22 protein-coding genes and 1 tRNA gene are annotated in these 26,259 nt (G+C 69.6%); 18 read left to right on the top strand and 5 right to left on the bottom strand.

What is annotated here, in order from left to right; genetic code table 11:
• Nucleotides 1-50 precede the first annotated feature (50 nt).
• The 5 genes from hisG to SD455_RS08210 are packed head-to-tail and all read left to right on the top strand — an operon-like array spanning nt 51 to nt 4,245.
• On the top strand, nt 51-902 hold the full coding sequence (gene hisG, locus SD455_RS08230; RefSeq protein WP_311023952.1) for an ATP phosphoribosyltransferase: 852 nt from the start codon (nt 51-53) through the stop codon (nt 900-902).
• A gap of 18 nt (nt 903-920) precedes the next feature.
• A complete protein-coding gene (hisF, locus tag SD455_RS08225; RefSeq protein WP_445507789.1) occupies nt 921-1,691 on the top strand; it encodes an imidazole glycerol phosphate synthase subunit HisF in 771 nt (256 codons plus the stop codon).
• A gap of 49 nt (nt 1,692-1,740) precedes the next feature.
• Nucleotides 1,741-2,112 (top strand): phosphoribosyl-AMP cyclohydrolase, encoded by a 372-nt coding sequence (gene hisI, locus SD455_RS08220; protein WP_070162209.1) that lies wholly within the window; start codon nt 1,741-1,743, stop codon nt 2,110-2,112.
• Nucleotides 2,099-3,670, top strand: a complete 1,572-nt coding sequence (locus SD455_RS08215; RefSeq protein ID WP_445507788.1) for an anthranilate synthase component I — start codon at nt 2,099-2,101, stop codon at nt 3,668-3,670. The genes hisI and SD455_RS08215 overlap by 14 nt, the downstream gene beginning before the upstream one ends.
• A complete protein-coding gene (locus tag SD455_RS08210; RefSeq protein WP_311023959.1) occupies nt 3,667-4,245 on the top strand; it encodes a Trp biosynthesis-associated membrane protein in 579 nt (192 codons plus the stop codon). The genes SD455_RS08215 and SD455_RS08210 overlap by 4 nt, the downstream gene beginning before the upstream one ends.
• Before the next feature lie 147 nt (nt 4,246-4,392).
• Here the strand turns inward: SD455_RS08210 and SD455_RS08205 are convergent, their stop codons facing one another.
• Nucleotides 4,393-5,274, bottom strand: a complete 882-nt coding sequence (locus SD455_RS08205; RefSeq protein WP_445507787.1) for a sulfurtransferase — start codon at nt 5,272-5,274, stop codon at nt 4,393-4,395.
• A 153-nt stretch (nt 5,275-5,427) separates the two neighbouring features.
• Between SD455_RS08205 and SD455_RS08200 the strand changes: the two genes are divergently transcribed.
• The 8 genes from SD455_RS08200 (at nt 5,428) to pyk (ending at nt 18,275) form a co-directional block, all read left to right on the top strand.
• Complete coding sequence (locus tag SD455_RS08200) at nt 5,428-5,817, top strand: HGxxPAAW family protein (RefSeq protein WP_311023962.1); 390 nt, start codon at nt 5,428-5,430, stop codon at nt 5,815-5,817.
• 7 nt (nt 5,818-5,824) lie between these two features.
• A complete protein-coding gene (gene trpC / locus SD455_RS08195) occupies nt 5,825-6,661 on the top strand; it encodes an indole-3-glycerol phosphate synthase TrpC (protein ID WP_445507786.1) in 837 nt (278 codons plus the stop codon).
• A gap of 60 nt (nt 6,662-6,721) precedes the next feature.
• Nucleotides 6,722-8,032, top strand: a complete 1,311-nt coding sequence (gene trpB / locus SD455_RS08190) for a tryptophan synthase subunit beta (RefSeq protein WP_311023965.1) — start codon at nt 6,722-6,724, stop codon at nt 8,030-8,032.
• Complete coding sequence (gene trpA / locus SD455_RS08185) at nt 8,029-8,847, top strand: tryptophan synthase subunit alpha (protein ID WP_311023966.1); 819 nt, start codon at nt 8,029-8,031, stop codon at nt 8,845-8,847. The genes trpB and trpA overlap by 4 nt, the downstream gene beginning before the upstream one ends.
• Before the next feature lie 140 nt (nt 8,848-8,987).
• Entirely contained in the window at nt 8,988-10,163 is a 1,176-nt protein-coding gene (gene lgt, locus SD455_RS08180) for a prolipoprotein diacylglyceryl transferase (protein ID WP_445507785.1), read from the top strand.
• Nucleotides 10,164-10,520: 357 nt separating this feature from the next.
• A complete protein-coding gene (gene gltB / locus SD455_RS08175; RefSeq protein ID WP_311023970.1) occupies nt 10,521-15,179 on the top strand; it encodes a glutamate synthase large subunit in 4,659 nt (1,552 codons plus the stop codon).
• A complete protein-coding gene (locus SD455_RS08170) occupies nt 15,172-16,638 on the top strand; it encodes a glutamate synthase subunit beta (RefSeq protein ID WP_311023972.1) in 1,467 nt (488 codons plus the stop codon). The genes gltB and SD455_RS08170 overlap by 8 nt, the downstream gene beginning before the upstream one ends.
• Nucleotides 16,639-16,763: 125 nt before the next feature.
• Nucleotides 16,764-18,275 (top strand): pyruvate kinase, encoded by a 1,512-nt coding sequence (pyk, locus tag SD455_RS08165; protein ID WP_445507784.1) that lies wholly within the window; start codon nt 16,764-16,766, stop codon nt 18,273-18,275.
• A 166-nt stretch (nt 18,276-18,441) separates the two neighbouring features.
• On the opposite strand, the gene SD455_RS08160 is transcribed toward pyk, so the two are convergent.
• On the bottom strand, nt 18,442-19,041 hold the full coding sequence (locus tag SD455_RS08160; protein WP_070159506.1) for a hypothetical protein: 600 nt from the start codon (nt 19,039-19,041) through the stop codon (nt 18,442-18,444).
• Between the two features lie 56 nt (nt 19,042-19,097).
• Nucleotides 19,098-19,358 (bottom strand): hypothetical protein, encoded by a 261-nt coding sequence (locus SD455_RS08155; RefSeq protein ID WP_139827706.1) that lies wholly within the window; start codon nt 19,356-19,358, stop codon nt 19,098-19,100.
• Between the two features lie 197 nt (nt 19,359-19,555).
• On the opposite strand from SD455_RS08155, the gene SD455_RS08150 reads away from it, so the two are divergent.
• Both SD455_RS08150 and SD455_RS08145 read left to right on the top strand, forming a co-directional pair.
• Nucleotides 19,556-19,963, top strand: coding sequence for a four-helix bundle copper-binding protein (locus tag SD455_RS08150; RefSeq protein WP_445507783.1), 408 nt, complete (start codon nt 19,556-19,558; stop codon nt 19,961-19,963).
• A gap of 420 nt (nt 19,964-20,383) precedes the next feature.
• Nucleotides 20,384-20,539 carry a hypothetical protein gene (locus tag SD455_RS08145; RefSeq protein WP_445507782.1) on the top strand — a complete coding sequence of 52 codons (156 nt, stop codon included), beginning with the start codon at nt 20,384-20,386 and terminating at the stop codon, nt 20,537-20,539.
• A 276-nt stretch (nt 20,540-20,815) separates the two neighbouring features.
• On the opposite strand, the gene SD455_RS08140 is transcribed toward SD455_RS08145, so the two are convergent.
• Nucleotides 20,816-20,896: transfer RNA gene (locus SD455_RS08140), tRNA-Leu, on the bottom strand.
• Between the two features lie 154 nt (nt 20,897-21,050).
• On the opposite strand from SD455_RS08140, the gene SD455_RS08135 reads away from it, so the two are divergent.
• Nucleotides 21,051-21,671, top strand: coding sequence for an ANTAR domain-containing response regulator (locus SD455_RS08135; RefSeq protein WP_070159513.1), 621 nt, complete (start codon nt 21,051-21,053; stop codon nt 21,669-21,671).
• 289 nt (nt 21,672-21,960) lie between these two features.
• Here the strand turns inward: SD455_RS08135 and SD455_RS08130 are convergent, their stop codons facing one another.
• Nucleotides 21,961-23,205, bottom strand: a complete 1,245-nt coding sequence (locus SD455_RS08130) for a LysR substrate-binding domain-containing protein (RefSeq protein WP_445507781.1) — start codon at nt 23,203-23,205, stop codon at nt 21,961-21,963.
• A gap of 94 nt (nt 23,206-23,299) precedes the next feature.
• On the opposite strand from SD455_RS08130, the gene SD455_RS08125 reads away from it, so the two are divergent.
• Nucleotides 23,300-24,352: an EamA family transporter gene (locus tag SD455_RS08125; protein ID WP_445507780.1), complete on the top strand. Its 1,053-nt coding sequence runs from the start codon at nt 23,300-23,302 to the stop codon at nt 24,350-24,352.
• A complete protein-coding gene (gene ilvD / locus SD455_RS08120; protein ID WP_070159518.1) occupies nt 24,333-26,081 on the top strand; it encodes a dihydroxy-acid dehydratase in 1,749 nt (582 codons plus the stop codon). Before SD455_RS08125 ends, ilvD begins: the two co-directional genes overlap by 20 nt.
• Nucleotides 26,082-26,259 lie beyond the last annotated feature (178 nt).

Raw genomic sequence — 26,259 nt, 5'->3', positions numbered from 1 at the left:
GGCTCCGTGCACCACACCCGAACGACATCCGAACAGGGAACGACACCTCCATGCTGCGTGTAGCTGTACCGAACAAGGGCGCCCTCTCCGAGGCCGCCATGGCCATGCTCTCCGAGGCCGGATACGTCCAGCGCCGTGACAAGCGCGAGCTGGTCATGGTCGACGAGGAGAACGGCGTCGAGTTCTTCTACCTCAGGCCCCGGGACATCGCCGTCTATGTCGGCTCCGGGACCCTCGACGTCGGGATCACCGGACGCGACCTCTTCCAGGACGCGCGGGTGGACCATGGCGCCGAGGAGATCATGGGACTGGGCTTCGGCGGGTCCACGTTCCGGCTGGCCGGACCGGCTGGGCGGTTCCGCTCGGCCGAGGACCTGGCCGGCAAGCGGATCGCCACCAGCTATGACGGTCTGCTCAGTCGGTGGCTCGAGGACCAGGGGCTCGACGACGTGGAGGTCGTCCACCTCGACGGCGCGGTCGAGACCGCGGTGCGTCTGGGAGTGGCCGATGCGATCGCCGACGTCGTGGAGACCGGGAACACGCTCAAGGCCGCCGGCATGGAGACCTTCGGGGAGGCGATCATGCGCTCTGAGGCGATCATGATCTCCCGCCACGGGGAGCGTCCCGCCGGGACCGACCGGGTGACCCGCCGTCTGCAGGGCGTGCTCGTGGCTCGGCAGTACGTGATGATGGACTACGACATCCGTCGTGAGCACCTTCAGGCCGCCAGCGCGATCACCCCCGGACTGGAGTCGCCGACCATCTCTCCGCTGGCCGACGAGAACTGGGTGGCCGTGCGCTCCATGGTTCCGGCGAAGAAGACCAACCAGCTGATGGACGAGCTCTACGAGCTCGGCGCTCGGGCGATCCTGGTCACCTCCATCCACGCCTGCCGGGTCTGAGCAGGGAGGGCACACCACATGTCACTGGCCGTCAGAGTCATCCCGTGCCTCGACGTGGACGCCGGCCGCGTCGTCAAAGGCGTGAACTTCGAGAATCTGCGCGATGCGGGAGATCCGGTGGAGCTGGCGCACCGGTACAACGACGCCGGCGCCGACGAGCTGACGTTCCTGGACGTCACCGCCTCGTCCTCCGACCGGGAGACCACCTATGACGTGGTCACCCGCACCGCGGAGGAGGTCTTCATCCCGCTGACCGTCGGCGGCGGGGTGCGCACCCAGGAGGATGTGGCCACACTCCTGCGCAGCGGGGCGGACAAGGCCTCCATCAATACGGCCGCGGTGAACCGACCGGAGGTCATCGACGAGATCACCGACCGCTTCGGCTCCCAGGTCCTGGTGCTGTCCCTGGACGCCCGCCGCACCGATGGCCCGCAGATCGCCTCCGGCTTCGAGGTCACCACCCATGGAGGTCGCCGCGGCACCGGCATCGACGCGATCTCCTGGTGCCGCGAGGCCTCCGCGCGCGGAGTGGGGGAGATCCTGCTGAACTCCATCGACGCCGACGGCACCCAGGCCGGATTCGATGTGGAGATGATCCGTGCGGTCCGCCAGGTGACCTCAGTGCCGCTCATCGCCTCCGGCGGCGCCGGCCGCCCCGAGCACTTCCCGGCCGCCATCGATGCCGGCGCCGACGCGGTGCTCGCCGCCTCCATGTTCCACTTCGGCCCGGTGGACATGATCGCCCGCGTCAAGGAGGCCATCCGCGCCGCCGGCCATCCCGTGCGCTGACGCAGCCCCCAGCACACCTCCCGCCCGCCCACCTGCCGAGGACCTCCCCATGACCACGACCCCGCTTCCCGCCGAGATCCGCCAGAAGGTCAGCTTCGACGACGCCGGCCTCGTCCCGGCCATCGCACAGGACGCCGTCAGCGGCGAGGTGCTGATGATGGCCTGGATGGATGAGGAGGCTCTCGCGGCGACGCTGTCCACCGGCCGGGCGACCTACTGGTCCCGGTCCCGCGGTCAGCTCTGGCGCAAGGGGGAGACCTCCGGACATGTGCAGCAGGTCCGCCGTGTGGCCCTCGACTGCGACGGGGACACCGTCCTGCTGACCGTGGACCAGACGGGCCCGGCCTGCCACACCGGCACCCGCACCTGCTTCACCTCGCGGGAGATCACCCTGGAGGGAGGTCGCGATGACCAGGTCTGATCGGCGCTTCGGAGTGGTGTCCCCGAGTGCGGAGGAGTTCTCCGAGCTCGCCTGCGACCACCGGGTCATCCCGGTGACCATGCGCCTGCTGGCCGACGGCCACACGCCGCTGAGCATCTACCGGACGCTGGCTGACGGGCGGCCCGGCAGCTTCCTCATGGAATCCGCCGCTCCCGGCGCTGCGTGGTCCCGGCACTCCTTCATCGGCGTGCGCTCGCAGGCCACCCTCTCCGAGCGTGACGGCCGGGCGGTCTGGCTGGGAGACCCTCCTGCCGGCACCCCGCAGCAGGGCACCACTGCTGAGGTGCTGCGGGCCAGTCTCGACTTCCTGGGCGGCGACAACGGCCGGGCACGCACGGTGGCCCTGCCGCATCTGACCTCCGGGCTGGTCGGGTACATCGGCTGGGAGGTCGTGCGTCACTGGGAGCGGCTGCCGCACCGGCCCGCTGACGACCTGCATGTGCCCGAGATGGCCATGAACCTCGTGAGCGACCTCGTCGTGCACGACAACCGGGACGGCACCGTCACCCTGGTGGCGAACGCCTTCAACCAGGACGGACGCGACTCCGGCGTCGAGCGGGCCTACGCCGATGCGGTGGCCCGGCTGGAGCGGATGCGTGCCGCGCTCGCCGAACCGGTCCGCCCCGGGGTCGCGGTGGCCCCGTCGGACTGGCAGGAGACGGTCGAACGAGATCTCGAGGACCGCGTCGAGCATGCCTGGGACCAGGACGAGTACCTGGCCACGTTGGGCAGGGCCAAGCAGGCGATCATCGACGGCGAAGTCTTCCAGATCGTGGTCTCCCGGCGCTTCCAGGTCGCTACGGAGGTGGACGCGCTGGCGGTCTACCGCATGCTCCGGCTGCTGAACCCCAGCCCCTACATGTACCTGCTGCACTTCGAGACTCCCGATGGGGAGCCCTACCAGGTGGTGGGCGCTTCCCCGGAGGCGCTGGTCACCGTGGAGGATGACACCGTGGTGACACATCCGATCGCCGGCACACGTCCGCGAGGTGACACCCCCGCGGAGGACGAGGCGCTCGCCGATGACCTGCTCGCTGATGAGAAGGAGCGTGCCGAGCACATCATGCTGGTCGACCTGGCCCGCAACGATCTCGCCAAGGTGTGCGTGCCGGGCTCGGTGCAGGTCACGCGGTTCATGGCGGTGGAGCACTTCAGCCATGTGATGCACCTGACCTCGCATGTGCAGGGAGAGCTGGCGCCGGAGGCCTCGTCCTATGACGTCCTGGCGGCGACTTTCCCGGCCGGCACCCTCTCCGGAGCGCCGAAGCCCAGGGCCCTCCAGCTGCTCGACGCCTGGGAGCCGGCTCGACGAGGGGTCTACGGGGGAGTGGTCGGCTATTTTGACCTCTCTGGGCGGATGGATGCGGCCATCGCGATCCGCAGCGCATTGCTGAAGGACGGCCGGGCCTACGTGCAGGCCGGCGGCGGCATCGTCGCGGACAGCGACGACGACGCCGAACGTCAGGAGACGGTGAACAAGGCCGCCGCGCCCCTGCGTGCGGTGCTGGCCGCCGATCGGCTCCAGGAGCAGCCATGAGCCGCCGCGCGGTGGTGCTGGTGGGCCTGGCCGCAGGCGTGCTGCTGCTGGCCTCGGCCACACAGACGTGGGTGACCGCCGTCGGGCTGGGGGACACCTCCGCGGCGGGCCAGGTGGAGATCCCCGGCACCGATGTCTCAGACACGGTGACCGCCATGGCCCTGGTCGGGCTGGCCTCCTCCGTGGCTGTGACGATCGCCCGACGCATCGCTCGACTCATCATCGGCGTCGTGATGCTCGCCGCGGGCGTCTCGGCCGTCGTGACGGTGGCCCGGGTGATCGCTGCGCCCGGGGAGGCCTCGCTGCCCGCCCTGGGGGAGGTCACCGGCACCACGGAGCTCGCCGGTGAGTATGTCCTCGGTCCGGCGGTGTGGGCTGGTCTGGCCGGTGCTGTGCTGCTGGCGCTGGCGGCGCTGGCGCTGCTGATCTTCTCCCCGCGCTGGCGGGATCGGTCCTCGCGGCGATACGCCACAGCCCGCGAGGCAGGCGCGGCGCCGCAGGAGGACCCCGATGAGTTCGACCTGTGGGACGGACTCAGCGCCGGGGACGACCCGACCTCCGAGCGTCGAGGCTGAGCCCGGCGGACTCTGTCACCGCCCCCAGCCTCCTCCTCTGCGCCGAGGGTCGGCAGACACGGCCTCTCCCGGTGCGCTCGTCACGCGCTGTCCCGACGGCGGAGTCTGCCGAACCTCGAGAAGGAGGCGCAGATCATGCGGTGGGTCTCATTCGCCGACGGCGACCTCCAGCTCGGCATGCTGAGACCACTGGCTGAAGCTGCCCGGGTACAGCACGGCGTCGAAGCCGGCCAGGTGGGCCGCCAGGGTGGCGTGGGCTGCGTTGACGCCGGAGCCGCAGTAGCTCACCACCGGCCGGTGGTCGTCCGCGCCGGCCGCCAGCAGCCGCTCACGCAGCGCCTGGGGCGTCAGGAACCGGCCGGCGGCGTCGACGTTGCCGGCCGTGGGGAGGTTCCGCGCCCCGGGGATGTGGCCGGCCCGCGGATCGATCGGCTCGTGCTCTCCGCGGAACCTCTCCGGTGCGCGGACGTCCAGCAGCACGGCGTCGGCAGGGAGCCCCTGGCTCAGCCGGGAGGAGAGGTCTCGCACGGACTCCAGATCGACGGCCGCCGCGGCAGCCGTGTCGGTGACGTCCCGCTGCGGGTCCTGAAGCCGGATCGTCGACGGCTCCGGGCGCACATCGCCTTCCTCCAGCGGCAGTCCTGCCCGCCGCCAGGCCTCCAACGCCCCGTCGAGCACCCGGACGTCGCGGACTCCGGCCCGGCGCAGCAGCCACCAGGCGCGGGCCGCGGCGAGGTTCTGCAGGTCGTCGTGGACCACCACGGTGCGTCCCGGCAGGAGCCCCCACCGTCGCGCGGCCTGCTGCAGCGTCTCATGCCGCGGGAGCGGGTGACGTCCTACGACGGCGGGACGCCCATGGTCGCTGAGCTCATGGTCCAGGTCCACGTAGACCGCACCGGGGATGTGGCCGGCGCGGTGGTCGGCGGAGCCGTCCGGCTGGTCGAGCCTCCATCTGACGTCGAGCACATGCGGCGGCTCGGCGGAGCCCAGCAGGCTGTGGAGCTCGTCGGCGGTGATGAGTGTCTGCATGACCACCACCCTGCTCCGAGACCCCTCCGCTGTCCAGCCCGCCGCCACAGCAGGGGAGACCACCTGGTCTGCACGGGAGGAAATCTGGTCGGGCCGCGGGGAGCAGGCATGGCAGAATGGATGCTGAGCTGAAGTGACCGAGAGAGGACTCTGATGACCACCACGCAGCAGCGGACCGTGCGCGATGTCGAGCAGCAGCCGGCCGTCGGCGAGCAGCCGGATGACGCCTTCATCCACTATGACCACATCGGTCACGGGTCGACCCCTGCCGCCTGGACGCTGAGCCTGACGCTGATCGTCGGCTCGATCATCGCCGGCATCGGCTTCGTCGCCGAGATCTGGGTCCTGGCCTACATCGGTGCGGCCTGCGTTCCGCTCGCCCTGATCTTGGGCTACGCCCTGAAGAAGGCGGGTCTCGGCGTCGAGATGGACAGCTCGTCGGTGCTGAAGCACGGCGAGGACCCTCGGCGCCACCAGGGGCCCGCCGTGCCGGACAACACCTCCGGCAAGGGCGAGCGCATCCCCGACGCCTCCACCAACTGAGCCGCCGGTGAACACCGAGACACCCGCCTCCGCCGCCGGAACCGGCACGGTGCTGGACGGCATCATCGCCGGCGTCCGTGAGGATCTGCAGGTCCGTCGCGCCGAGGTTCCGCTGGCCGAGCTCCGCGCCCGCGTCGCTGACGTCCCGCCGGCCCTCGACGGGCTGGCCGCGCTGCGCGGCGGCCGTGACGACGCCGCAGGAGTCCGCATCATCTCCGAGGTGAAGCGGTCCTCGCCGTCGAAGGGCTCCCTGGCCGAGATCCCCGATCCCGCGGAGTTGGCCCGGGCCTACCAGGCCGGCGGAGCCTCCGCCGTGAGCGTTCTGACGGAGCGTCGCCGATTCGCCGGATCGCTGGCGGATCTGGACGCCGTCCGTGCCGCCGTCGACCTTCCCGTCCTGCGCAAGGACTTCATGGTCGACGAGTATCAGTTCCTCGAGGCCCGCGCCCATGGCGCGGACCTGGTCCTGCTCATCGTGGCCGCCCTCGACGACACTCGGCTCTGGGACTTCCTCGCGCTGACCCATGAGCTGGGGATGGAGGCGCTCGTAGAGGCCCATACGGAGGAGGAGATCTCCCGCGCCGTCGACGTGGGCGCCCGCATCGTCGGTGTCAACGTGCGCAATCTGAAGACCCTCGACGTCGACGTGGCGCACTACGGCACCATGGCCCGCCATCTTCCCGATGGCGTCGTCCGTATCGCGGAGTCCGGCGTGGACGGTCCGGACGTGGTCGCCGACTACGCCTCCCGGGGTGCGGATGCGGTGCTCGTGGGGGAGGCGCTGGTCCGCGACGGCGACCCTGCCGCCGCCCTGGGCCGCTTCCGATCAGCCAGCCGCTCCTGACTCCGGCTCCCGGCACGGCGTCGCCGAGCGGCACGCACCATCACCTGAACAGGAGAACCCATGACTGCAGAGTCCGACTCCGCGAGCTACCGCGACGCCGCCGGCCCCTACTTCGGCCCCTACGGCGGCCGATGGATGCCCGAGTCCCTGGTCGCTGCGCTCGACGAGGTGGAGAGGACCTTCCTCGAGGCACGCGAGGATGAGGAGTTCATCGCGGAGTTCGAGCGGCTCTGCCGGGACTACACCGGTCGTCCCTCGCTGCTGGCCGAGGTCCCGCGGTTCGCCGCCGAGCAGGGTGCGGCCCGTGTGTTCCTCAAGCGGGAGGACCTCAATCACACCGGCTCCCACAAGATCAACAACGTCCTCGGGCAGGCGCTGCTGGCGCGCCGGATGGGCAAGACCCGGCTGATCGCCGAGACCGGGGCAGGCCAGCACGGGGTCGCCACGGCGACGGCGGCGGCGCTGATGGGCATGGAGTGCGTGGTCTACATGGGTGCCGAGGACACTCGGCGTCAGGCGTTGAACGTGGCCCGCATGCGGCTGCTGGGTGCCGAGGTCGTCCCCGTCGAACATGGCGCTCAGACCCTCAAGGACGCGATCAACGAGGCGCTGCGCGACTGGGTCGCCACGGTGGAGAACACCCACTACCTGTTGGGCACCGTGGCCGGTCCGCACCCGTTCCCGGCCATGGTCCGCTGGTTCCATCAGGTCATCGGCGAGGAGGCCCGGCAGCAGATCCTGCAGCAGACGGGGCGTCTGCCTGACGCCGTCTGCGCCTGCGTCGGGGGAGGGTCCAACGCGATGGGCATCTTCCACGGCTTCCTCGACGACGCCGATGTCGCCCTGTACGGCTTCGAAGCCGGGGGCGACGGTGTGGACACGGGTCGGCACGCGGCGGCCATCACGCTGGGCCGTTCCGGAGTGCTCCACGGTGCACGCTCCTACCTCATGCAGGACGAGGATGGGCAGACCGTGGACTCGCACTCCATCTCCGCAGGACTGGACTACCCGTCCGTGGGCCCGGAGCACGCCCACCTGGCCGACGTGGGCCGGGCCGTCTACGAGCCGGTCACCGACGCCGAGTGCATGACCGCCTTCGAGGCGCTCTGTCGCACCGAGGGGATCATCCCGGCCATCGAGTCGGCCCACGCCCTGGCGGGGGCGGCCCGGCTCTCGGCGCGTTGGACGGAGGAGGACGCCGAGGCCGCGGCGCACCGCATCATCATCGTCAACCTCTCCGGGCGCGGCGACAAGGACGTGGCCACCGCCGCCGAATGGTTCCGCCTGCTGCCGGGCCAGGAGGCCGAGGGTGCTGACGGGGAGACCGACGACCATGCCGGCCGCGCGCCGGAGACGGGAGTGCAGGCATGAGCGTGCAGACCAGCCGCGGGGCAGCTGCTCCGTCGAAGACGGCGACGGCCATCGAGGCCGCCCGTGCCGCAGGACGTTCGGCCTTCGTGGGCTACCTGCCGGCCGGCTACCCGGACCGTGAGACCTCGATCGCCGCGGCGATCGAGCTGGCCCGTAACGGGGCCGAGGTCATCGAGATCGGCATCCCGTACTCGGACCCGGTCATGGACGGGCCCGTGATCCAGCAGGCCACCACCCAGGTGCTCCGGCGCGGGTTCCGCATCGACGAGGTCTTCGAGATCGTCCGAGCAGTCACCGAAGCCACCGACGCCGCCGTGCTGGTGATGACCTACTACAACCTCATCGACCGCATGGGAGCCGAGGAGTTCGCCCGCCGTCTGGCCGAGGCCGGGGGAGCAGGGGCCATCACGCCGGATCTGATCCCGGACGAGGCCGAGGACTGGATCGCCGCGACCGACGCGTACGGTCTGGACCGGGTGTTCCTCTCCGCGCCCACCTCATCTGCGGAGCGTGTCGCCAAGATCGTGGAGGCCTCCCGCGGATTCGTCTACGGCGTGTCCCTGATGGGTGTCACCGGAGCTCGCTCGGAGGTCTCGGACGCCGCGGAACGAGTCGTCCGGGCCGCCCATGAGGCCGGGGCGGAGCGGGTCTGCGTCGGACTCGGCGTCTCCACCCGGGCACACGTGGAGGAGATCGGTCGCTACGCCGACGGCGTCATCGTCGGCACTGCGCTGGTGGCCGCTCTGCGCGACGGTGGCCCAGCGGCGGTCGGCCGGCTCGCCGGCGAGCTCTCCGGCCGCCCAGCACCGGCCTGAGGTGGGCGCCTCGCCCGTCTGCGGGGCGCGCCCGAGGAGTCAGCCTGGTCGCCATGATCAGCCTGACCGCTTAGACTGCACCCGGCCGTCCCGCCACCTCAGGGGCGGTCCAGCCCCACCACCGAGAGGACGACGCGTCAATGACTTCCACTGCAGCGGCGGCCGCGACCGACGGCGACCTGCTGGCGGGATTCCCCGCACCGCCCTCCAGCGGACTCGACCTGGGTCCGCTGACCCTGAACTTCTACGCGCTGTGCATCGTCGCAGGCATCGTCGTGGCGATCCTGCTGACCTCCAAGCTGTGGAAGTCGAGGGGCGGCAGCTCCGAGAACGTCATGGACGCCACCCTGTGGGCGGTGCTGCTGGGCATCGTCGGTGGACGGCTCTACCACGTCTTCTCGTCTCCTGACGCCTACTTCGGCCCGAACTTCGACGGCTCCGGCGATCTCTCGCTGATCCCGCAGATCTGGCGCGGAGGACTCGGCATCTGGGGCGCCATCCTGCTGGGCGCGGTGGGCGTCTGGTTCGCCTGCCGTCGCTACGGCATGAAGTTCGGCGCCTTCGCCGACGCCGTGGTGCCGGGGGTGCTGCTGGCCCAGGCCATCGGGCGCTGGGGCAACTGGTTCAACCAGGAGCTCTACGGCGGACCCACGAACCTGCCCTGGGGGCTCAATGTCGAGCTGGAGCACCGGGTGCCGCAGGTCTCGCACATGAGCGAGTCCACCCTGTTCCACCCGACGTTCCTCTACGAGAGCGTCTGGAACCTGCTGGGTGTGGCCCTCCTGCTGGTCCTCTACCGGCGCTTCCAGGTCAAACAGGGGCTGCTCGCCTGGACCTACGTGGCCTACTACACCTTGGGCCGCTTCTGGATCGAGAGCCTGCGCATCGACGAGCTCGACAAGTCCACCCAGTTCATCAACATCTTCGGGCTGGACTGGCGTCTGAACATGTGGGCCTCCGTGCTCACCTTCCTCGTCGCCGTCGTGATGCTCTACGTGCTGTGGTCCAAGCGGCCTCGCACCGCAGAGCAGCTGGCTGAGGAGCAGGAGGTCTTCCGCGCGGGGCATGGTCCTCGCGCTGAGGGGACCGACGCGGGCGAGGCGGAGCTGGATGAAGCAGAGACTGCGCTGGACGAGGTCGAAGCCGACGAGTCTGAGCTGGACGAAGCCGAAGCCGACGAGTCTGACGAGTCTGACGAGCAGGATGCTGCCGAGCCGGCCGACGCGGAGGACGAGTCCTCCGTGATTCCGGATGCTGAGACACCTGTGGCGGAGGACGGGCCCGATCCTCGGGAGGACTCTCGCAGAGAGAGCTGAACCACTCGGAGGGCCGCCGGCAAGGTCCAGATCGTGAGATGCGATTTGCTTCCGGGGTGCCTGCACGCGGAAGATTGATCTGATCAGCCTGAGACTCAGGCAACACTGGTGTGCCCGTCGACTCGCACCCGTTGGCGACGGGCACCCGATGCTGGCGTCGGCCCATGCCGGAGCGCGCACCCCGCGCTCGGCCTGCGCGCCGCGACGCATGAGACGCATATCGAGGGCCCCCGACCGTCCACCACGCACGACGGCGGCGGTGCGGTCCGTCGGGTCGACCTGCGTCACTCCAGCTCATAAGGGGTCGATGATGTCCCCTCCCATGGAACGTCCGTATGCGGAGGAAGGAACACCGTCATGTCCACACAGGGATTGTCGGCTACGCACAGCTCGGCTCCCGCCGACGTCGCGCCGGGCGCCGACGACGGCGTCGTCAGCCCGTTCGTGCGGTTCTCCGCGTACCCGGAGAAGGCGGGGCTCTACAGCCCCGAGAACGAGCACGAGAACTGCGGGATGGCCGCCATCGCCACGCTGCGCGGTGAGCCCGGTCACGACATCGTCGACCACGCCCTGGTCGCTCTGCGCAACCTCGAGCACCGCGGTGCCGTCGGCAGTGACGTGGGCACCGGCGACGGTGCAGGCCTGCTCACTCAGGTGCCGGACGAATTCTTCCGGGCGGTGGTCGACTTTGAGCTCCCCTCCGCGGGCGAGTACGCAGTCGGCACGGCCTTCCTGCCCCAGTCCGAGTCCGAGCGGGAGCAGATGTGCGCCTCGTTGGAAGATCTGGCGGCGGAGCAGGGGCTGACGGTCATCGGCTGGCGTGAGGTCCCCATCGACGATTCGATGATCGGGACCCTGGCCCGGGAATCGATGCCGCACTTCCGGCAGCTGTTCGTCGCGCTGGCCGAGGAGGACTCTGAGGAGTTCCGCTTCTCCGCCTCCGGCACCCTGGACCAGCGCGCCTGGCGGCTGCGCAAGCGCGGCCAGAACCGGCTGGGCGTCTACTTCCCGTCGCTGTCGTCGAAGACGATCACCTACAAGGGCATGCTCACCACGGCGCAGCTCGAGCCCTTCTTCCCGGACCTCTCCGACGAGCGCTTCAAGACCACCTTGGGCATCGTCCACTCGCGGTTCTCCACCAACACCTTCCCCTCGTGGCCCCTCGCGCAGCCGCTGCGCAACATCGCCCACAACGGGGAGATCAACACCGTCAAGGGCAACCGGAATTGGATGCGTGCCCGCCAGTCCATGATGGCCGGAGAGCTGCTCGGCGAGGACCCTGAGTACCTCTTCCCGATCTGCACGCCGGGGGCCTCCGACTCCACGTCCTTCGACGAGGCCGCTGAGCTGCTGATGCTCTCGGGCCGTCCGCTGGCCCAGGCCATGCGCATGATGGTTCCTGAGGCGTGGGAGAACCACGAGTCCATGGACCCGGACCTGCGGGCCTTCTACCGGTACCACTCCATGCTGATGGAGGCCTGGGACGGTCCGGCGGCCATCGCCTTCACCGACGGTCAGCAGGTCGGCGCGGTCCTGGACCGCAACGGACTGCGCCCGGCGCGCTACTGGGTGACCGACGACGGGCTCGTGGTGATGTCTTCGGAGGTCGGCGTCGTCGACCTCGATCCTTCCACGATCGTGCGCAAGGGGCGTGTGGCTCCCGGCATGATGTTCCTCCTCGACACGGTCGAGGGGCGCATCATCGAGGACGAGGAGATCAAGTCCGGCTTCGCCTCCTCCCAGCCCTGGCAGGAATGGGTCGAGGAGAACCTCATCGAGCTGGAGGACCTCCCGGAACGGCTGCACGTGCGCCACCCCACCGAGTCGGTCCGCCTGCGTCAACAGACCTTCGGGTACACGCATGAGGAGCTGCGCATCCTGGTCGGTCCCATGGCCTCAACCGGCGCGGAGCCTATCGGTGCCATGGGTACGGACACGCCGATCGCCGTCCTCGCGGACCGACCTCGGCTGCTGTTCGACTACTTCGTGCAGAACTTCGCCCAGGTGACGAACCCGCCGCTGGACGCGATCCGCGAGGAGCTGGTGACCTCCTTGGGGCTGCACATCGGCCCCAACGGCAATGTGCTGACCACGGAGAAGGTCACGGCCAAGCAGGTCGCCCTGGACTTCCCCGTCATCGACAACGACCAGCTCGCCAAGATCGCGAACATCCGCAGCGACGAGGGTCAGAAGATCGCCATGAAGGTGCGCGGTCTCTACCGGGTGGGCAGCTCGGAGGAGGAGTTCCGGCAGCGCATCCGTGACCTGTGCGAGCAGGTCTCCGCGGCGGTCAACCGCGGAGTGGGCTACATCGTGGTCTCCGACCGCGACTCCAATGCCCAGTGGGCCCCGATCCCCTCGCTGCTGCTGCTCTCGGCGATCCACCATCACCTGCTCAAGTCGGCCAACCGGACCCGTGCCTCGCTCATCGTGGAGGCCGGCGACGTCCGCGAGGTCCACCATGTGGCCTGCCTGATCGGCTACGGTGCGGCCGCGGTCAACCCGTATCTCGCCATGGAGTCCGCCGAGGACATGGTCCGGCGCGGGGAGATCACCGGGGTCACCGAGTCCCAGGCGGTGCACAACCTGCTCACCGCCCTCGGCAAGGGCGTGCTGAAGATCATGTCCAAGATGGGCATCTCCACGGTCGCCTCCTACTGCGGGGCGCAGACCTTCGAAGCGATCGGTCTGGCGCAGAACGTCGTGGACCAGTACTTCTCCGGCACCCACTCGCCGATGGGCGGGGTCGGTCTGGACGTCATCTCTGCGGAGGCCCTGGCCCGTCACGCCAAGGCCTACCCGCAGGACGGCAACGACCTCGGGCGCGGTGACGAGCTGGAGATCGGGGGAGAGTACCAGTGGCGGCGCGAAGGTCCGCCGCACCTGTTCAACCCCGAGACGGTCTTCAAGCTGCAGCATTCCACGAAGTCGCGTCGCTATGACATCTTCAAGCAGTACACCAAGGCGGTGGACGACCAGTCCCAGGCGCTGATGACCCTGCGCGGTCTCATCCGCTTCACCAGCGGCCGCGCCCCGATCCCGGTCTCCGAGGTCGAGCCGGTCAGTGAGATCGTCAAGCGGTTCAACACCGGGGCGATGAGCTACGGCTCCATCTCCCAGGAGGCTCACGAGACGCTGGCGATCGCCATGAACCGTCTCAAAGCACGGTCCAACACCGGTGAGGGCGGCGAGCACCCGGCCCGCCTGGTGGATCCGGAGCGGCGCAGCGCGATCAAGCAGATCGCCTCCGGCCGGTTCGGCGTCACCAGCCAGTACCTGACCCACGCTGATGACCTGCAGATCAAGATGGCCCAGGGCGCGAAGCCCGGCGAGGGCGGCCAGCTCATGGGGAAGAAGGTCTACCCGTGGGTCGCCGAGACCCGGCACTCCACCCCGGGGGTCTCGCTGGTCTCGCCGCCGCCGCACCATGACATCTACTCGATCGAGGACCTCGCCCAGCTGATCTACGACCTCAAGCGCTCGAACACGGGTGCGCGGGTCCATGTGAAGCTCGTGGCGCTCAACGGTGTGGGCACTGTGGCAGCCGGCGTGACCAAGGCCAAGGCCGACGTCGTGCTGATCTCCGGTCACGACGGCGGCACCGGTGCCTCTCCGCTGAACTCGCTCAAGCACGCCGGGGCGCCCTGGGAGCTCGGCCTGGCCGAGGCTCAGCAGACGCTGATGCTCAACGGTCTGCGCGAGCGCGTCACCGTGCAGGTGGACGGACAGCTCAAGACCGGGCGCGACGTCGTGATCGCCGCGCTGCTGGGTGCCGAGGAGTATGGCTTCGCGACCGCCCCGCTGGTGGTCTCCGGCTGCATCATGATGCGCGTCTGCCATCTGGACACCTGTCCCGTCGGCGTGGCCACGCAGAACCCGGTGCTGCGTGAGCGGTACACGGGTCAGGCGGACCACGTGGTGAACTTCTTCGAATTCGTGGCCCAGGAGGTGCGGGAGTATCTGGCCGAGCTGGGCTTCCGGAGCCTGGACGAGGCGATCGGGCACATCGACGCCCTCGATCTCGACGACGCCAAGCGCCACTGGAAGACCGAGGGCCTGAACCTCGACGCAGTGCTGGGCGGCTACGACCCCGAGGACCCGACCGTCGAGGCCATGCTGCGCCGCACCGGCGGGCAGGACCACGAGCTGGAGAAGCACTTCGACGTCGCGCTGATCGAGCAGGCCCAGCCGGCGATCCGCCACGGACAGCACGTGCGCCTGGAGCGCAAGGTCATCAACACCGATCGGTCGGTGGGCACCATGCTGGGGCACGAGGTCACCAAGGCGCTGGGGCTGAAGACCCTCGACCAGGACACCGTCGAGGTGGACCTGGTGGGGGAGGCCGGCCAGTCGCTGGGAGCGTTCCTGCCCCACGGCATCACGCTGCGGCTCTCGGGGGATGCCAACGACTACGTCGGCAAGGGCCTGTCCGGCGGACGCGTCGTCGTCCATCCGGACCCCACGGCACCGCTGCAGGCGGAGTCCAACGTCATCGCCGGCAACGTGATCGGCTACGGCGCGACCTCCGGCGAGCTGTTCCTCCGCGGGCAGGTCGGAGAACGTTTCCTGGTGCGCAACTCGGGGGCCACAGCCGTCGTCGAGGGCATCGGGGACCATGGCTGCGAGTACATGACCGGGGGCCAGGCGCTGATCCTGGGCCCGACCGGACGCAACTTCGGCGCTGGGATGTCCGGAGGCACGGCCTTCGTGCTGGACTTCGACGAGGACCGGATGAACACCCAGGCTCGCTCCGCCGGGGACCTGCTGCTCCTGCCGCCGGACGAGGAGGACCAGCAGATCATCCTCGACCTGCTCCGCCGACACCTGGAGGAGACCGGGTCGACCGTCGCCGAACGGCTCCTGGCCGACCCGGCGGGCGCCTTCGGCCGTATCACGAAGGTGCTGCCCCGCAACTACGACGCCGTGCTTCGTGCCCGTTCCACCGCCCTGGACGAGGGGCTGGATCCGAACGGGGACGAGACCTGGCAGAAGATCCTGGAGGTGACCCGTGGCTGACCCGCGCGGATTCCTGAAGCACCGTGAGCGGCAGGACCGGCCCTCACGCCCCGTGCCCGTGCGCATCATGGACTTCAAGGAGGTCTACGAGCGTCAGCAGAAGGGTGCGGTGCAGACGCAGGCGAGCCGCTGCATGGACTGCGGCATCCCGTTCTGCCACACCGGTTGCCCGTTGGGGAACCTGATCCCGGAGTGGAACGACCTCATCTGGCGGGACCAGATGGAGGAGGCCTCCTCGCGGCTGCACATGACGAACAACTTCCCGGAGTTCACCGGTCGCATCTGCCCGGCTCCGTGTGAGACGTCCTGTGTGCTGGGGATCAACCAGCCCGCGGTGACCATCAAACAGTCCGAGGTCTCCATCGCCGATGAGGCGATCGCCAACGGCTGGGTGGAGCCGGTGCTGCCGCAGCGGCTGACCGGCAAGACCGTGGCCGTGGTGGGCTCGGGACCGGCCGGTCTGGCGGCGGCCCAGCAGCTGACCCGAGCCGGTCACACCGTCGCCGTCTATGAGCGGGACGACCGTCTCGGTGGCCTGCTGCGCTATGGCATTCCGGACTTCAAGATGGAGAAGCACCACATCGACTTCCGCATCGACCAGATGGAGGCCGAGGGGACCCGCTTCTACACGTCCACCGCGATCGGTGAGGACATCACCTGGGACTCGCTGCGCGAGAGCTATGACGCCGTGGTGGTGGCCACCGGCGCCATGGTGCCTCGCGATCTGCCCATCCCGGGCCGTGGTCTGGACGGGGTGCACTTCGCGATGGAGTATCTGGTCCAGTCCAACAAGGCCCTTGCCGGAGACGACGTCCCCGAGCAGATCCACGCCGAGGGCAAGCACGTGATCGTGCTCGGCGGCGGCGACACCGGCGCCGACTGCATCGGCACCGCGCATCGCCACGGTGCGGCCTCGGTGACCACGCTGGCGATCGGTACGCAGCCGCCCGAGTCGAGGGCCGCCCACGAGCCGTGGCCCATGGACCCGAAGGTCTTCGAGGTCACCTCGGCCGACGAGGAGGGCGGGGAGCGTCGCTACTTGGCCTCCACCGTGGAGTTCCTCGGGGACGAGAACGGCCACGTGCGTGCGCTGCGCGTCGCAGAGACCCAGTACAACGACGACGGCTCGCGTACGCCGATGCCTGGTACCGAGCGCGAGATCCCCGCGGATCTGGTGCTGCTGGCCCTAGGCTTCACCGGGGCGGAGCAGGAGACGCTGTCCGGTCAGGGATCGGTGGAGTTCGACCGGCGCGGGAATGTCCAGCGTTCGGAGGACTACATGACCTCGGCCGAGGGCGTCTTCGCGGTCGGCGACGCCGGCCGCGGGGCCTCTCTGGTGGTCTGGGCCATCGCGGAGGGCCGGGCGGCCGCCAAGGAGGTGGACGAGTACCTCGAAGGGTCCTCCCGCCTCCCGGCGCCGGTGAAGCCGTCGGATCGGGCGATCTCGCTGAGCGGGTGAGCCCCGAGCCTGAGTGAGATAGGCTCTGTCATGTCGGCGCCCGGAATTCGGTGCGCCCTCCAGCTGGCCCAACGTCGTGCCAGGGGATCAGAAGATCGAACCGTCCTATACGACAAGGGTGAGGCATGAGACACGCGAAGATCGTCGCCACCTTCGGCCCGGCGACCGCCGGCTATGAGAAGACGCGCCAGCTCATCGAGGCAGGTGTCGACGTCGCACGGGTGAACATGAGCCACGGCGACTACACCGTCCATGAGGAGACGTACCGGACCGTCCGCGAGGTGTCCAAAGACCTGCGCCAGGCGGTGGCCATCTTCGCCGACCTCCAGGGCCCCAAGATCCGGCTGGGGCGTTTCATCGAGGGCGAGCACGAGCTTGCCGAGGGCGACCGCTTCACGATCACGGTCGACGACGTCGAGGGGACCAAGGAGCGCTGCTCCACCACGTTCAAGGGTCTGCCTGGTGACGTCAACGTCGGCGACACCCTGCTCATCGACGACGGCAAGGTCTCCCTGCGGGCGGTCGAGGTGACCGAAACCGATGTGGTGACCGAGGTCGTCGTGCCGGGCAAGGTGTCCAACAACAAGGGCATCAACCTTCCCGGTGTGGCCGTCTCCGTACCCGCCCTGAGCGAGAAGGACGAGGAAGATCTGCGGTGGGCCCTTCGCATGGGCTTCGACATGATCGCGCTGTCCTTCGTCCGGGATGCCGCCGACATCGAGTCGGTGCACCGGATCATGGACGAGGAGGGCCGGCGCGTGCCGGTCATCGCCAAGGTGGAGAAGCCGCAGGCGGTCGACGCCCTTCAGGACGTCGTCGACGCATTCGACGCGATCATGGTGGCCCGCGGGGACCTCGGCGTGGAGCTTCCGCTGGAGGAGGTCCCGGTGGTGCAGAAGCGCGCCATCGAACTGGCTCGGCGCTGGGCCAAGCCGGTCATCGTGGCCACCCAGGTCCTGGAGTCCATGATCGACAACCCCCGCCCCACCCGGGCGGAGGCCTCCGACTGCGCCAACGCGGTGCTCGACGGCGCCGACGCGGTCATGCTCTCCGGTGAGACTTCCGTGGGCAAGTACCCGGTCAAGACGGTGGAGACCATGGCCGCGATCATCGAGGCGACCGAGAGCAAGGGCCTGGGACGCATCCCCCCGCTGGGCTCGACTCCGCGGACCCGCGGCGGGGCAGTGACCCGCGCGGCGGCCGAGATGGCCGAGCAGCTGGGAGTGAAGTACCTCGCCACGTTCACGCGGTCCGGCGACTCTGCTCGCCGGCTCTCACGTCTGCGCCGGGAGCAGCCGATCTTCGCCTTCACGCATGTGGAGCACACGCACAACATCATGTGCCTCAGCTGGGGCGTGCAGCCCCGGTGGGTGGAGTTCGCGTCCCACACGGACAAGATGACCGCCCAGGTGGACAAGCTCCTGTTGGAAGAGGGCATCGCCCAGCCGGACGAGCTGGTCATCATCGCGGCCGGTTCGCCCCCCGGGCAGGCCGGGACCACCAACATGGTCAAGGTGCACCGCATCGGCGACATCCCGGAGGCCGCGGACATCGATTCCTTGCGCCGCGGCGACGCGCCGCCGAACCGCGAGCCGGTCGGCCCGTGGCCGGCCCGGAGCGCAGACAGCGCGCTCTGAGCGGAGCACGGCGGGGCTGATCCCGCTGGTGGACCGTAGACACGACGGAGCCCCGTGACGCCTGGACGTCACGGGGCTCCGGCGTGTCTACGACGTCCGGTCCCAGGCCCACCTGCGCCCCGGTTCCTACGGCCCGGGCGGTTCGGGACATGGAACCGCACCCGGGTCACCCCGGGTACTGCGGAGCCAGGACGAGGAACGCCGTTCCCGCCGCGCCTCCGAGCAGGCTGCCTGTGACGACCTCCAGGGCGCTGTGCCGCCTGAGCGTCAGGCGGGACCAGCAGACCAGCAGCCAGCCAGTTGCGCCCAGGACCCACCAGACGGTCCCGGACAGTCCCGCGGGAATGACGAGGCCGGTCAGGGCGCCGAGCACGGCGTGGACGCTGATCTTCAGCCTGGTGTTCACGATCATGACGATCAGCAGGGTGAGGATTCCGATCGCTGCGGCGAGTCGCACGTCGGCGGTGGTCGGCAGGATCACCAGCAGGGCCATGCCGAGGAGCATGGAGCCCAGCGCCAGGGCGTAGACCAGGTGCCGCTGCTCCCGGTGTCGCACGTGCAGATCCGTGGCGGCGCCCCGACGCACCAGCACCAGAGTGATCGTCCACGGCAGGGCGGCCAGGAACGTCACCGCGATCGTGGAGGACCACCACCAGGCGGGGTCAGTGGCCACCGCCACCCGGACCAACAGTACGGCGATCAGGGGAGAGGGACTCAGGACTTCGGTCACGATCCGGGCGAGACGGAGGAGGGCGCGGCGCGGCATGGTCCCCGATTCTATGCCGGACGGCCATCGCCTCGTGCTGACGCCATGGGGCGCCGTCAGCGCAGCGTGTCCTCAGGCGGCGGCAGCGCCGTCGCCCAGGAGATCCACCCGTCGCGGGCCAGATGACGCTCGGCATCACGGAGGCCTTCGGCGCGGGCGGTGGCCACGGTATCGGTCAGCCACGCGTCGAAGGCGTCGGCGTAGGCCCGGCGGGCGGCGTCGATGTCCTGGCCCGGGCGAGGGCGGTGGTGCTGGAGGCAGCCCTCGGCGAACAGGGCACGGACCTCCTCGGTCGGCATGGGTCGTGTCGGTCCCATGAGTCTCCCCTCATCCTCCGCCTCGGGCCAGCGGACTCTGAGACTACGGCGGACCACTGACAACGGTCTGCGCCGCCGCAGGCACGGCGCCCTGCGGGGGAGGACGGGCTGTGGGAACTTGAGCGGTGCGGCGGCGACTCGCTAGCGTCGGCGCAGGGGACGCCGACGGAGTCCGAGACCCTCAGGAGGTTCCACCCATGTCACGGATCACGGAGATCATCGAGAGCCACCCGAACACCCCCGATGGGCTGCACGTGCAGACCCTCTCCGAGTGCATCGTCGCCTGCCTCGAATGTGCGCAGGCCTGCACCGCCTGCGCCGACGCCTGCCTCGGGGAGGAGGACGTGGCTCACCTGGCCCAGTGCATCCGCACCGACCTGGACTGCGCCGACGTCTGTACGGCGACCGCCTCGATCCTGAGCAGGAGCACCGGGGGAGGCCTCGCGACGGTCCGCGCTGTGCTCCGGGCCTGCCAGGCGGCCTGCGCCCAGTGTGCGGCGGACTGCGAGGCGCATGCTCAGATGCACGAGCACTGCCGCCTCTGCGCGGAGGCGTGCCGGCGCTGTGAGCAGGCGTGCGCTGATCTTCTGGCCGTCATCGGGTGAGCCCACCGAGGGGGCACCTGGGGCGACAGACGGTGCTCGCGCGGATGCTTCCTGTGTCGCCGAGGTGCGTCCAGCCGACGGTCAGTGGGGCACCGGGCTTCGGTCAGGACAGGGCCTTAGGCCGGTTCTGCCTCATCAAGGTGCGAGTGATTCGGGCCCCCGAGGTCTGGTCGATGCAGCGTCCCCCTCACGCTGGCCAGACCCGGGGGCCTTCTCGCGTCCGAAGCCCACTCGGTCGGCAGGGGCGGCGCGCCGCCCCGTCGCCGGCGACTGCCGGCTCCGACACCGACGGTTCGGCCAGGGGACCCTTCTGGCCGCCAAGGGTGCTCCGACGGGATGGTCACGGTTCGGCATCCGCGAACACCGCACCTGTTCGCCGAGCATGGACACGCGTACATTCGAAGTATGTGGACACTCATCGTGGTATTGCTCATCGCCTGGGCGGTGCTCGCCATCGTGGGGTTCGTCTTTGAGGGCCTCATGTGGCTGGCAGCCGTCGGCATCGTACTCTTTGTCGGCACGTTGGTCGTCGGCTTCATCCGCCAGAGGGCTGGACGGGCGAACCCCGCCGTCTGAGTCGGCGCCGCGCGCGTCATGCGTCGACGCACACCGCCTCGGCTCCATGGCGCTCTGTCACAGCTGCGGCACCGGGCCGCGGACTCTCCCGCGGGGTCACCGCCCGAGCCGCCTTCGTGACCTGCTTGACGGAGGGCCTGCCCTTCTCATAGCAGGCGTGGGGCGGACAGATGCCACGGCAGGTACGTCATGTGCCTGCCATGACGTCTCGTTGGCATCTCGCCAACAAATCCGGCTCTTTCGCCACCAATCGGCGTGTGATCCGCGTCATTTCGGTGCCCGAAGCGGGACTCGAACCCGCACACCAGAGGTACCGCATTTTGAGTGCGGCGCGTCTACCAATTCCGCCATTCGGGCTGGTGCCAGCACCGTCGCCGGGCCTGCAAGGACAACGCAGGCGCCTTCGAGGTGCCCCCACAGCATACCGGGCGATACCCTGAGGGGGACAACTGACCCGTCCACCTGTCGTCCGGCGTCGAGCCGGCGGCGACGACCTCATCCAAGGAGAACGGTGACTGAAGAGCAGCAGGCAGCCCAAGGCGCCGACGCCTCGGCAGAGAACGAGGGCCGCCGAGTCCTCGTGGCCGAAGACGAGACCCTCATCCGTCTGGACATCGTGGAGATCCTCACCGGTGCCGGCTATCAGGTGGTCGGAGAGGCCGACAACGGTGAGCAGGCCGTGGAGCTGGCCCGCGAGCATGTGCCCGACCTCGTCGTCATGGATGTGAAGATGCCGAAGATGGACGGCATCACGGCGGCCAAGACGATCGCGGAGGAGCGCCTCGCGCCGGTGGTCATGCTGACGGCCTTCTCCCAGCGGGACCTGGTGGAGTCGGCACGAGAGGCCGGGGCGATGGCGTACGTGGTGAAGCCGTTCACGGAGAACGACCTCATCCCCGCCATCGAGGTCGCGGCGGCTCGGTTCGATGAGATCCGGGCGCTGGAGGAGGAGGTCACCGATCTCGCCGACAAGTTTGAGACGCGCAAGCTGGTGGACCGGGCGAAGTCCCTGCTGACCACCAAGATGGGGCTGAGCGAGCCCGAGGCCTTCCGGTGGATCCAGAAGACCTCGATGGACCGTCGGCTCTCCATGCGGGAGGTCGCGGAGACCGTGGTCGACCAGATGGGCTGAGCTGGGCGGGGAGGGCACCTGGGCGCCATTCCCGCCGACGACGGGGAGCCTCCCGAGCAGTCACGACGGAACCGGTGGAAGCCCCCGTGTCGGAGTGCCTACGAGTGGTTCGGGGAGCGTCTGGAGTGGTAGGTCGAGCAGGACTTCAGGGGCGGCGGCCACGGCCGGGGTGCCGAGGCCAGATTCCTCCGTCCGGGCGGATGAGGGGACCCTCACTCGTCTGCGGGGCCGGCTCATCTGATCCGGCGTGACGGGACCTCCTGGACGACCCGCTGAGCTGGGCGGCACCTCACGGATCAGCGGTGCCGTCCAGGTCGAAGTACGCCGGATGGTGTCGGCCGCAGCCGGGATTGAACCGAGCGGCGCAGGCGGTGCACCGGTCTGTGTCCAGATATTCGGCGATGCTGAATCGGTGTCGACAGACCCCGCACAGCAGCGCCTGGGCCTCTCGTCGGGCCGCGGGCCAGGGCAGCACCGGGTGGTCCTCCGCCTCGGCGTGGCAGTGCAGGCACGGGTACCAGCGTCCACAGCAGTGGAAACGGATCGCGACGACGTCGAGCGGCGACGCATAGTGCGCGCAGCGTGTCTCGTCGTCCACCACGGAACCGCCGACCTGGCCCTGCGGGAGCTCCCTGCGGACGGACTCCAGCTCGGCACCTGCCTCCTGGAGCATGGCCGTCACTGTGCGCACCGCCAGGCGGGCGTGGCGATCGCGTCGGCTCAGCGCCACGATGGTCCGCTGGGCCCGGACGCCGCCGAGCGGACGCAGCACGAGGCCCTCCCGGGGTCTGGTGGTGAAGCCGGGCAGGACGGCGGCGCCCATCCCGGAGACCACCAGGGACTCCACCAGTCGGTTGTCCCGCAGTCGGACCCGGCGGGGGAGCGCGGCTCCGAGCTGGTTCTCCATCGCCACCAGCACCATGTCGAACGGATACCCGTGGGGCACACCGATCCAGTCCAGGCCGGCGGCCTCCTGCGGGCCGATCATCTCGGCCGCCGCCGCGGGATGATCGGCGGGAAGGGCCACCCGGAGGGGTTCACGCGCCAGGACAGTGCAGGTGAGGCCTTCCGCCCCGAGGGGCACGTCACCACTGAGGCTGTGGGCGATGACGACGTCGGCGTCGTGCGCCCGAGCCGCGTAGTCACCTTCCGCGAGGTCGAAGTCGTCGAGGTCCAGGGTGATGCGGGTCTGATCGATGCGGGCCAGAAGGCCAGACATGAGAGCTTCGCCGGCGCTCGGCAGCGTGCCGAGGGAGACCACGCCGGCCGGCTGGCCGCGGCGCGCGTCGAGCGTGGACTGCAGCTGCGCCATGCGCTCGGCGATCTCCTCCGCCCCGGCGGCCAGCAGCTCTCCCTCCGGGGTGAGCCGCACGGTCCGGGAGCTGGGCTCCACGAGCGGCACCCCCAGGTCACGCTCGGCGGCGCGCAGTTGCTGGGACACCGCCGACGGCGAGCGATGAGTGGCCTCGGCGACGGCCGCCAGCGTGCCGCGGGCGGCGATTTCGCGCAGCAGCTCCAGATGTCTGTGCTCCATGCCGTCATCATCGCATCGATTCTTCAGTTCTGCTTCACCTGACCTGAAGAACTCTTCGCTGGTGCTGATGAGTCGTCGACGGAAGACTGGGGCCATGCCGATCCGTCACGTGGCCCTCGCCCTCGCTGTCGCCGTCCTGTGGGGGCTGAACTTCCTGGCCATCCATCTGAGCCTGGAGCAGTTCCCGCCGCTCTTCCTCGTCGCTCTGCGCTTCGCCCTGCTGGCGATCCCGACGCTGGTGCTCGTGCCGCGGCCCGATGTGCCGCTGCGCTGGCTGATCGGCTATGGCCTCGGGTTCGGGACCCTGCAGTTCTTCGGGCTGTATCTGGGCATGGCGGCTGGGTTCCCCGCCGGCCTGGCGTCCCTGGTGCTGCAGTCCTCGGCTCCGTTCACCGTGCTGCTGGGGGCCCTGCTGCTGCGTGAGCGGCTCAGCGGCCGTCGCATGACCGGGGTGGCGGTGGCCGTGGCCGGTCTCGGGGTCGTCGGACTGGCACGGGGCGGGTTGGACGGTTGGGTCCCGTTCCTGCTGGTCGTCCTGGGCGGGTTCGGTTGGGCACTGGGGAATCTCGCCTCGCGGCAGGCCAAAGCCGAGCGGCCCATGCATCTGGTGCTCTGGATGGCGGTGGTGCCGCCGCTGCCCATGCTGGCGCTCTCCCTCGCCGTCGAGGGACCTGCGCAGATCGGCGACGCGCTGGCGGGCGCGTTCACCGCAGAGGCGCTGCCGGCGTGGCTGGGACTGCTCTACACGATCGTCGCCGGCACGGTCGTCGGCTCAGGCGTCTGGGTGTGGCTGATGGCTCGGCATCCCGCCAGCACGGTGGCACCCTTCTCGATGCTCGTGCCGGTGGTGGGGTTCGTCGCCGCCTGGGCATGGCTCGGAGAGGTCCCGCTGCGGGGCGAGCTCGTCGGCGGCGTGCTCGTGGTCCTGGGGGTGCTGTGGGCCAACGGGCGATCGCTGCGCCGACGCGACGAGGTGTGGGCGACGCCGTCTGCCGCCTCGACGCCTTCCGGCCGACGGCCCGCACCGTCGGGGCCGGTGCTGGACGATGCCGCCGAGCCTGTCTCACATACCAGAACGACGGCGAGGCTCATCCCGGCGCGTCCCCGGGCGGGTATACGATCTGGCTATGGCACAGAGCACCAGTGAGGACACTCCGTTCACCCCGCCGCAGCCGGTCACCGGGCCCTCCAGCGCGGAGAAGCCCCGCAGCTGGCAGGTCACCGACGGCTATACCCGCGCTCCCGCCCGCGGCATGCTCCGCGCCGTCGGCATGGGGGATGAGGACTTCGGCAAGGCCCAGATCGGCATTGCCAGCTCCTGGAACGAGATCACGCCCTGCAACCTGTCGCTGGACCGCCTGGCCCGCGCGTCCAAGGAGGGCGTGCACGCCGGAGGCGGCTACCCGCTGGAGTTCGGCACCATCTCCGTCTCGGACGGGATCTCGATGGGCCACGAGGGCATGCACTACTCGCTGGTCTCTCGCGAAGTCATCGCGGACTCCGTGGAGACCGTCATGCAGGCTGAGCGCCTCGACGGATCCATCCTGCTGGCCGGCTGCGACAAGTCCCTCCCTGGCATGCTCATGGCCGCCGCCCGGCTCGACCTGTCCTCGGTCTTCCTCTACGCCGGCTCGATCATGCCGGGTGTGGCACGGTTCTCCGACGGCACGGAGAAGGAGGTCACTCTGATCGACGCCTTCGAAGGCGTCGGAGCCTGCGCGCGCGGCACCATCAGCGAAGATGATCTCGACGTCATCGAGCGGGCCATCTGCCCGGGCGAGGGCGCCTGCGGCGGCATGTACACCGCCAATACGATGGCCGCGATCGGCGAAGCCCTGGGCATGTCTCTGCCGGGCTCGGCCGCGCCGCCGTCTGCGGACCGGCGCCGGGACAGCTACGCCCACCGCTCGGGCGAAGCCGTGGTGAACCTGCTGCGTCAGGGCATCACCACTCGAGACATCCTCACCAAGCCCGCCTTCGAGAACGCCATCGCCGTGACCATGGCCTTCGGAGGATCCACCAACGCGGTGCTGCACCTGCTGGCCATCGCCCGCGAAGCCGGCGTGGACCTGACCCTGGAGGACTTCAACCGCATCGGGGACAAGGTGCCGCATCTCGGCGACCTCAAGCCGTTCGGCCAGTATGTGATGGCGGACGTGGACCGGGTCGGGGGAGTGCCGGTCGTCATGCGGGCGCTGTTGGACGCCGGACTGCTCAACGGTGACTGCCTGACGGTCACCGGCAGAACTGTGGCGGAGAACCTGGAGGCCATCAACCCGCCGGACATCGACGGCAAGATCATCCGCTCGCTGGACAACCCGATGCACCACAACGGCGGCATCGCAGTGCTGCACGGCTCGTTGGCTCCGGAGGGGGCGGTGGTGAAGTCGGCCGGATTCGACGCCGAGGTCTTCGAAGGGACCGCCCGCGTCTTCGAACGCGAGCAGGCCGCCCTGAAGGCGTTGGAGGAGGGGCACATCCAGTCCGGCGACGTCGTCGTCATCCGCTACGAGGGCCCCAAGGGCGGGCCCGGTATGCGAGAGATGCTGGCGATCACCGGAGCCATCAAGGGCGCAGGACTCGGCAAGGATGTCCTGCTGATCACCGACGGGCGCTTCTCCGGCGGCACCACGGGACTGTGCATCGGCCACATCGCCCCGGAGGCCGTCGACGGCGGCCCCATCGCCTACATCGCGGACGGCGACCCCATCCGAGTGGACATCGCCGGGCGCTCCATCGACCTCGTGGTCGAAGAGGACGAGCTCGAGCGCCGCCGACAGGACTGGACCCCGCTGGAGCCTTACGTGACCACCGGCGTGCTCGGCAAGTACGCCAAGCTGGTCCGCTCGGCCGCCGAGGGAGCCTTCTGCGGCTGACGGTCCACACAGTGAGACGGGGTCATGGTCTGTTGACACCCGCCACACGCCGGGGAAGCATGGGGGCCATGCGTCACCTGCTACGAGTAGCCGTACTCGCCGCCGGGGGAGTCGTGGAGTGATCCACCTCCTCAGGGCGGCCCGAACCCTGCTCGACGAGGGCGGGTCGACGGCCGCA

The organism is Nesterenkonia sp. K-15-9-6 (genome assembly GCF_052656005.1).
Note: the sequence above shows the minus strand (reverse complement) of the source record. Positions and strands in the feature narration are given on the sequence as shown.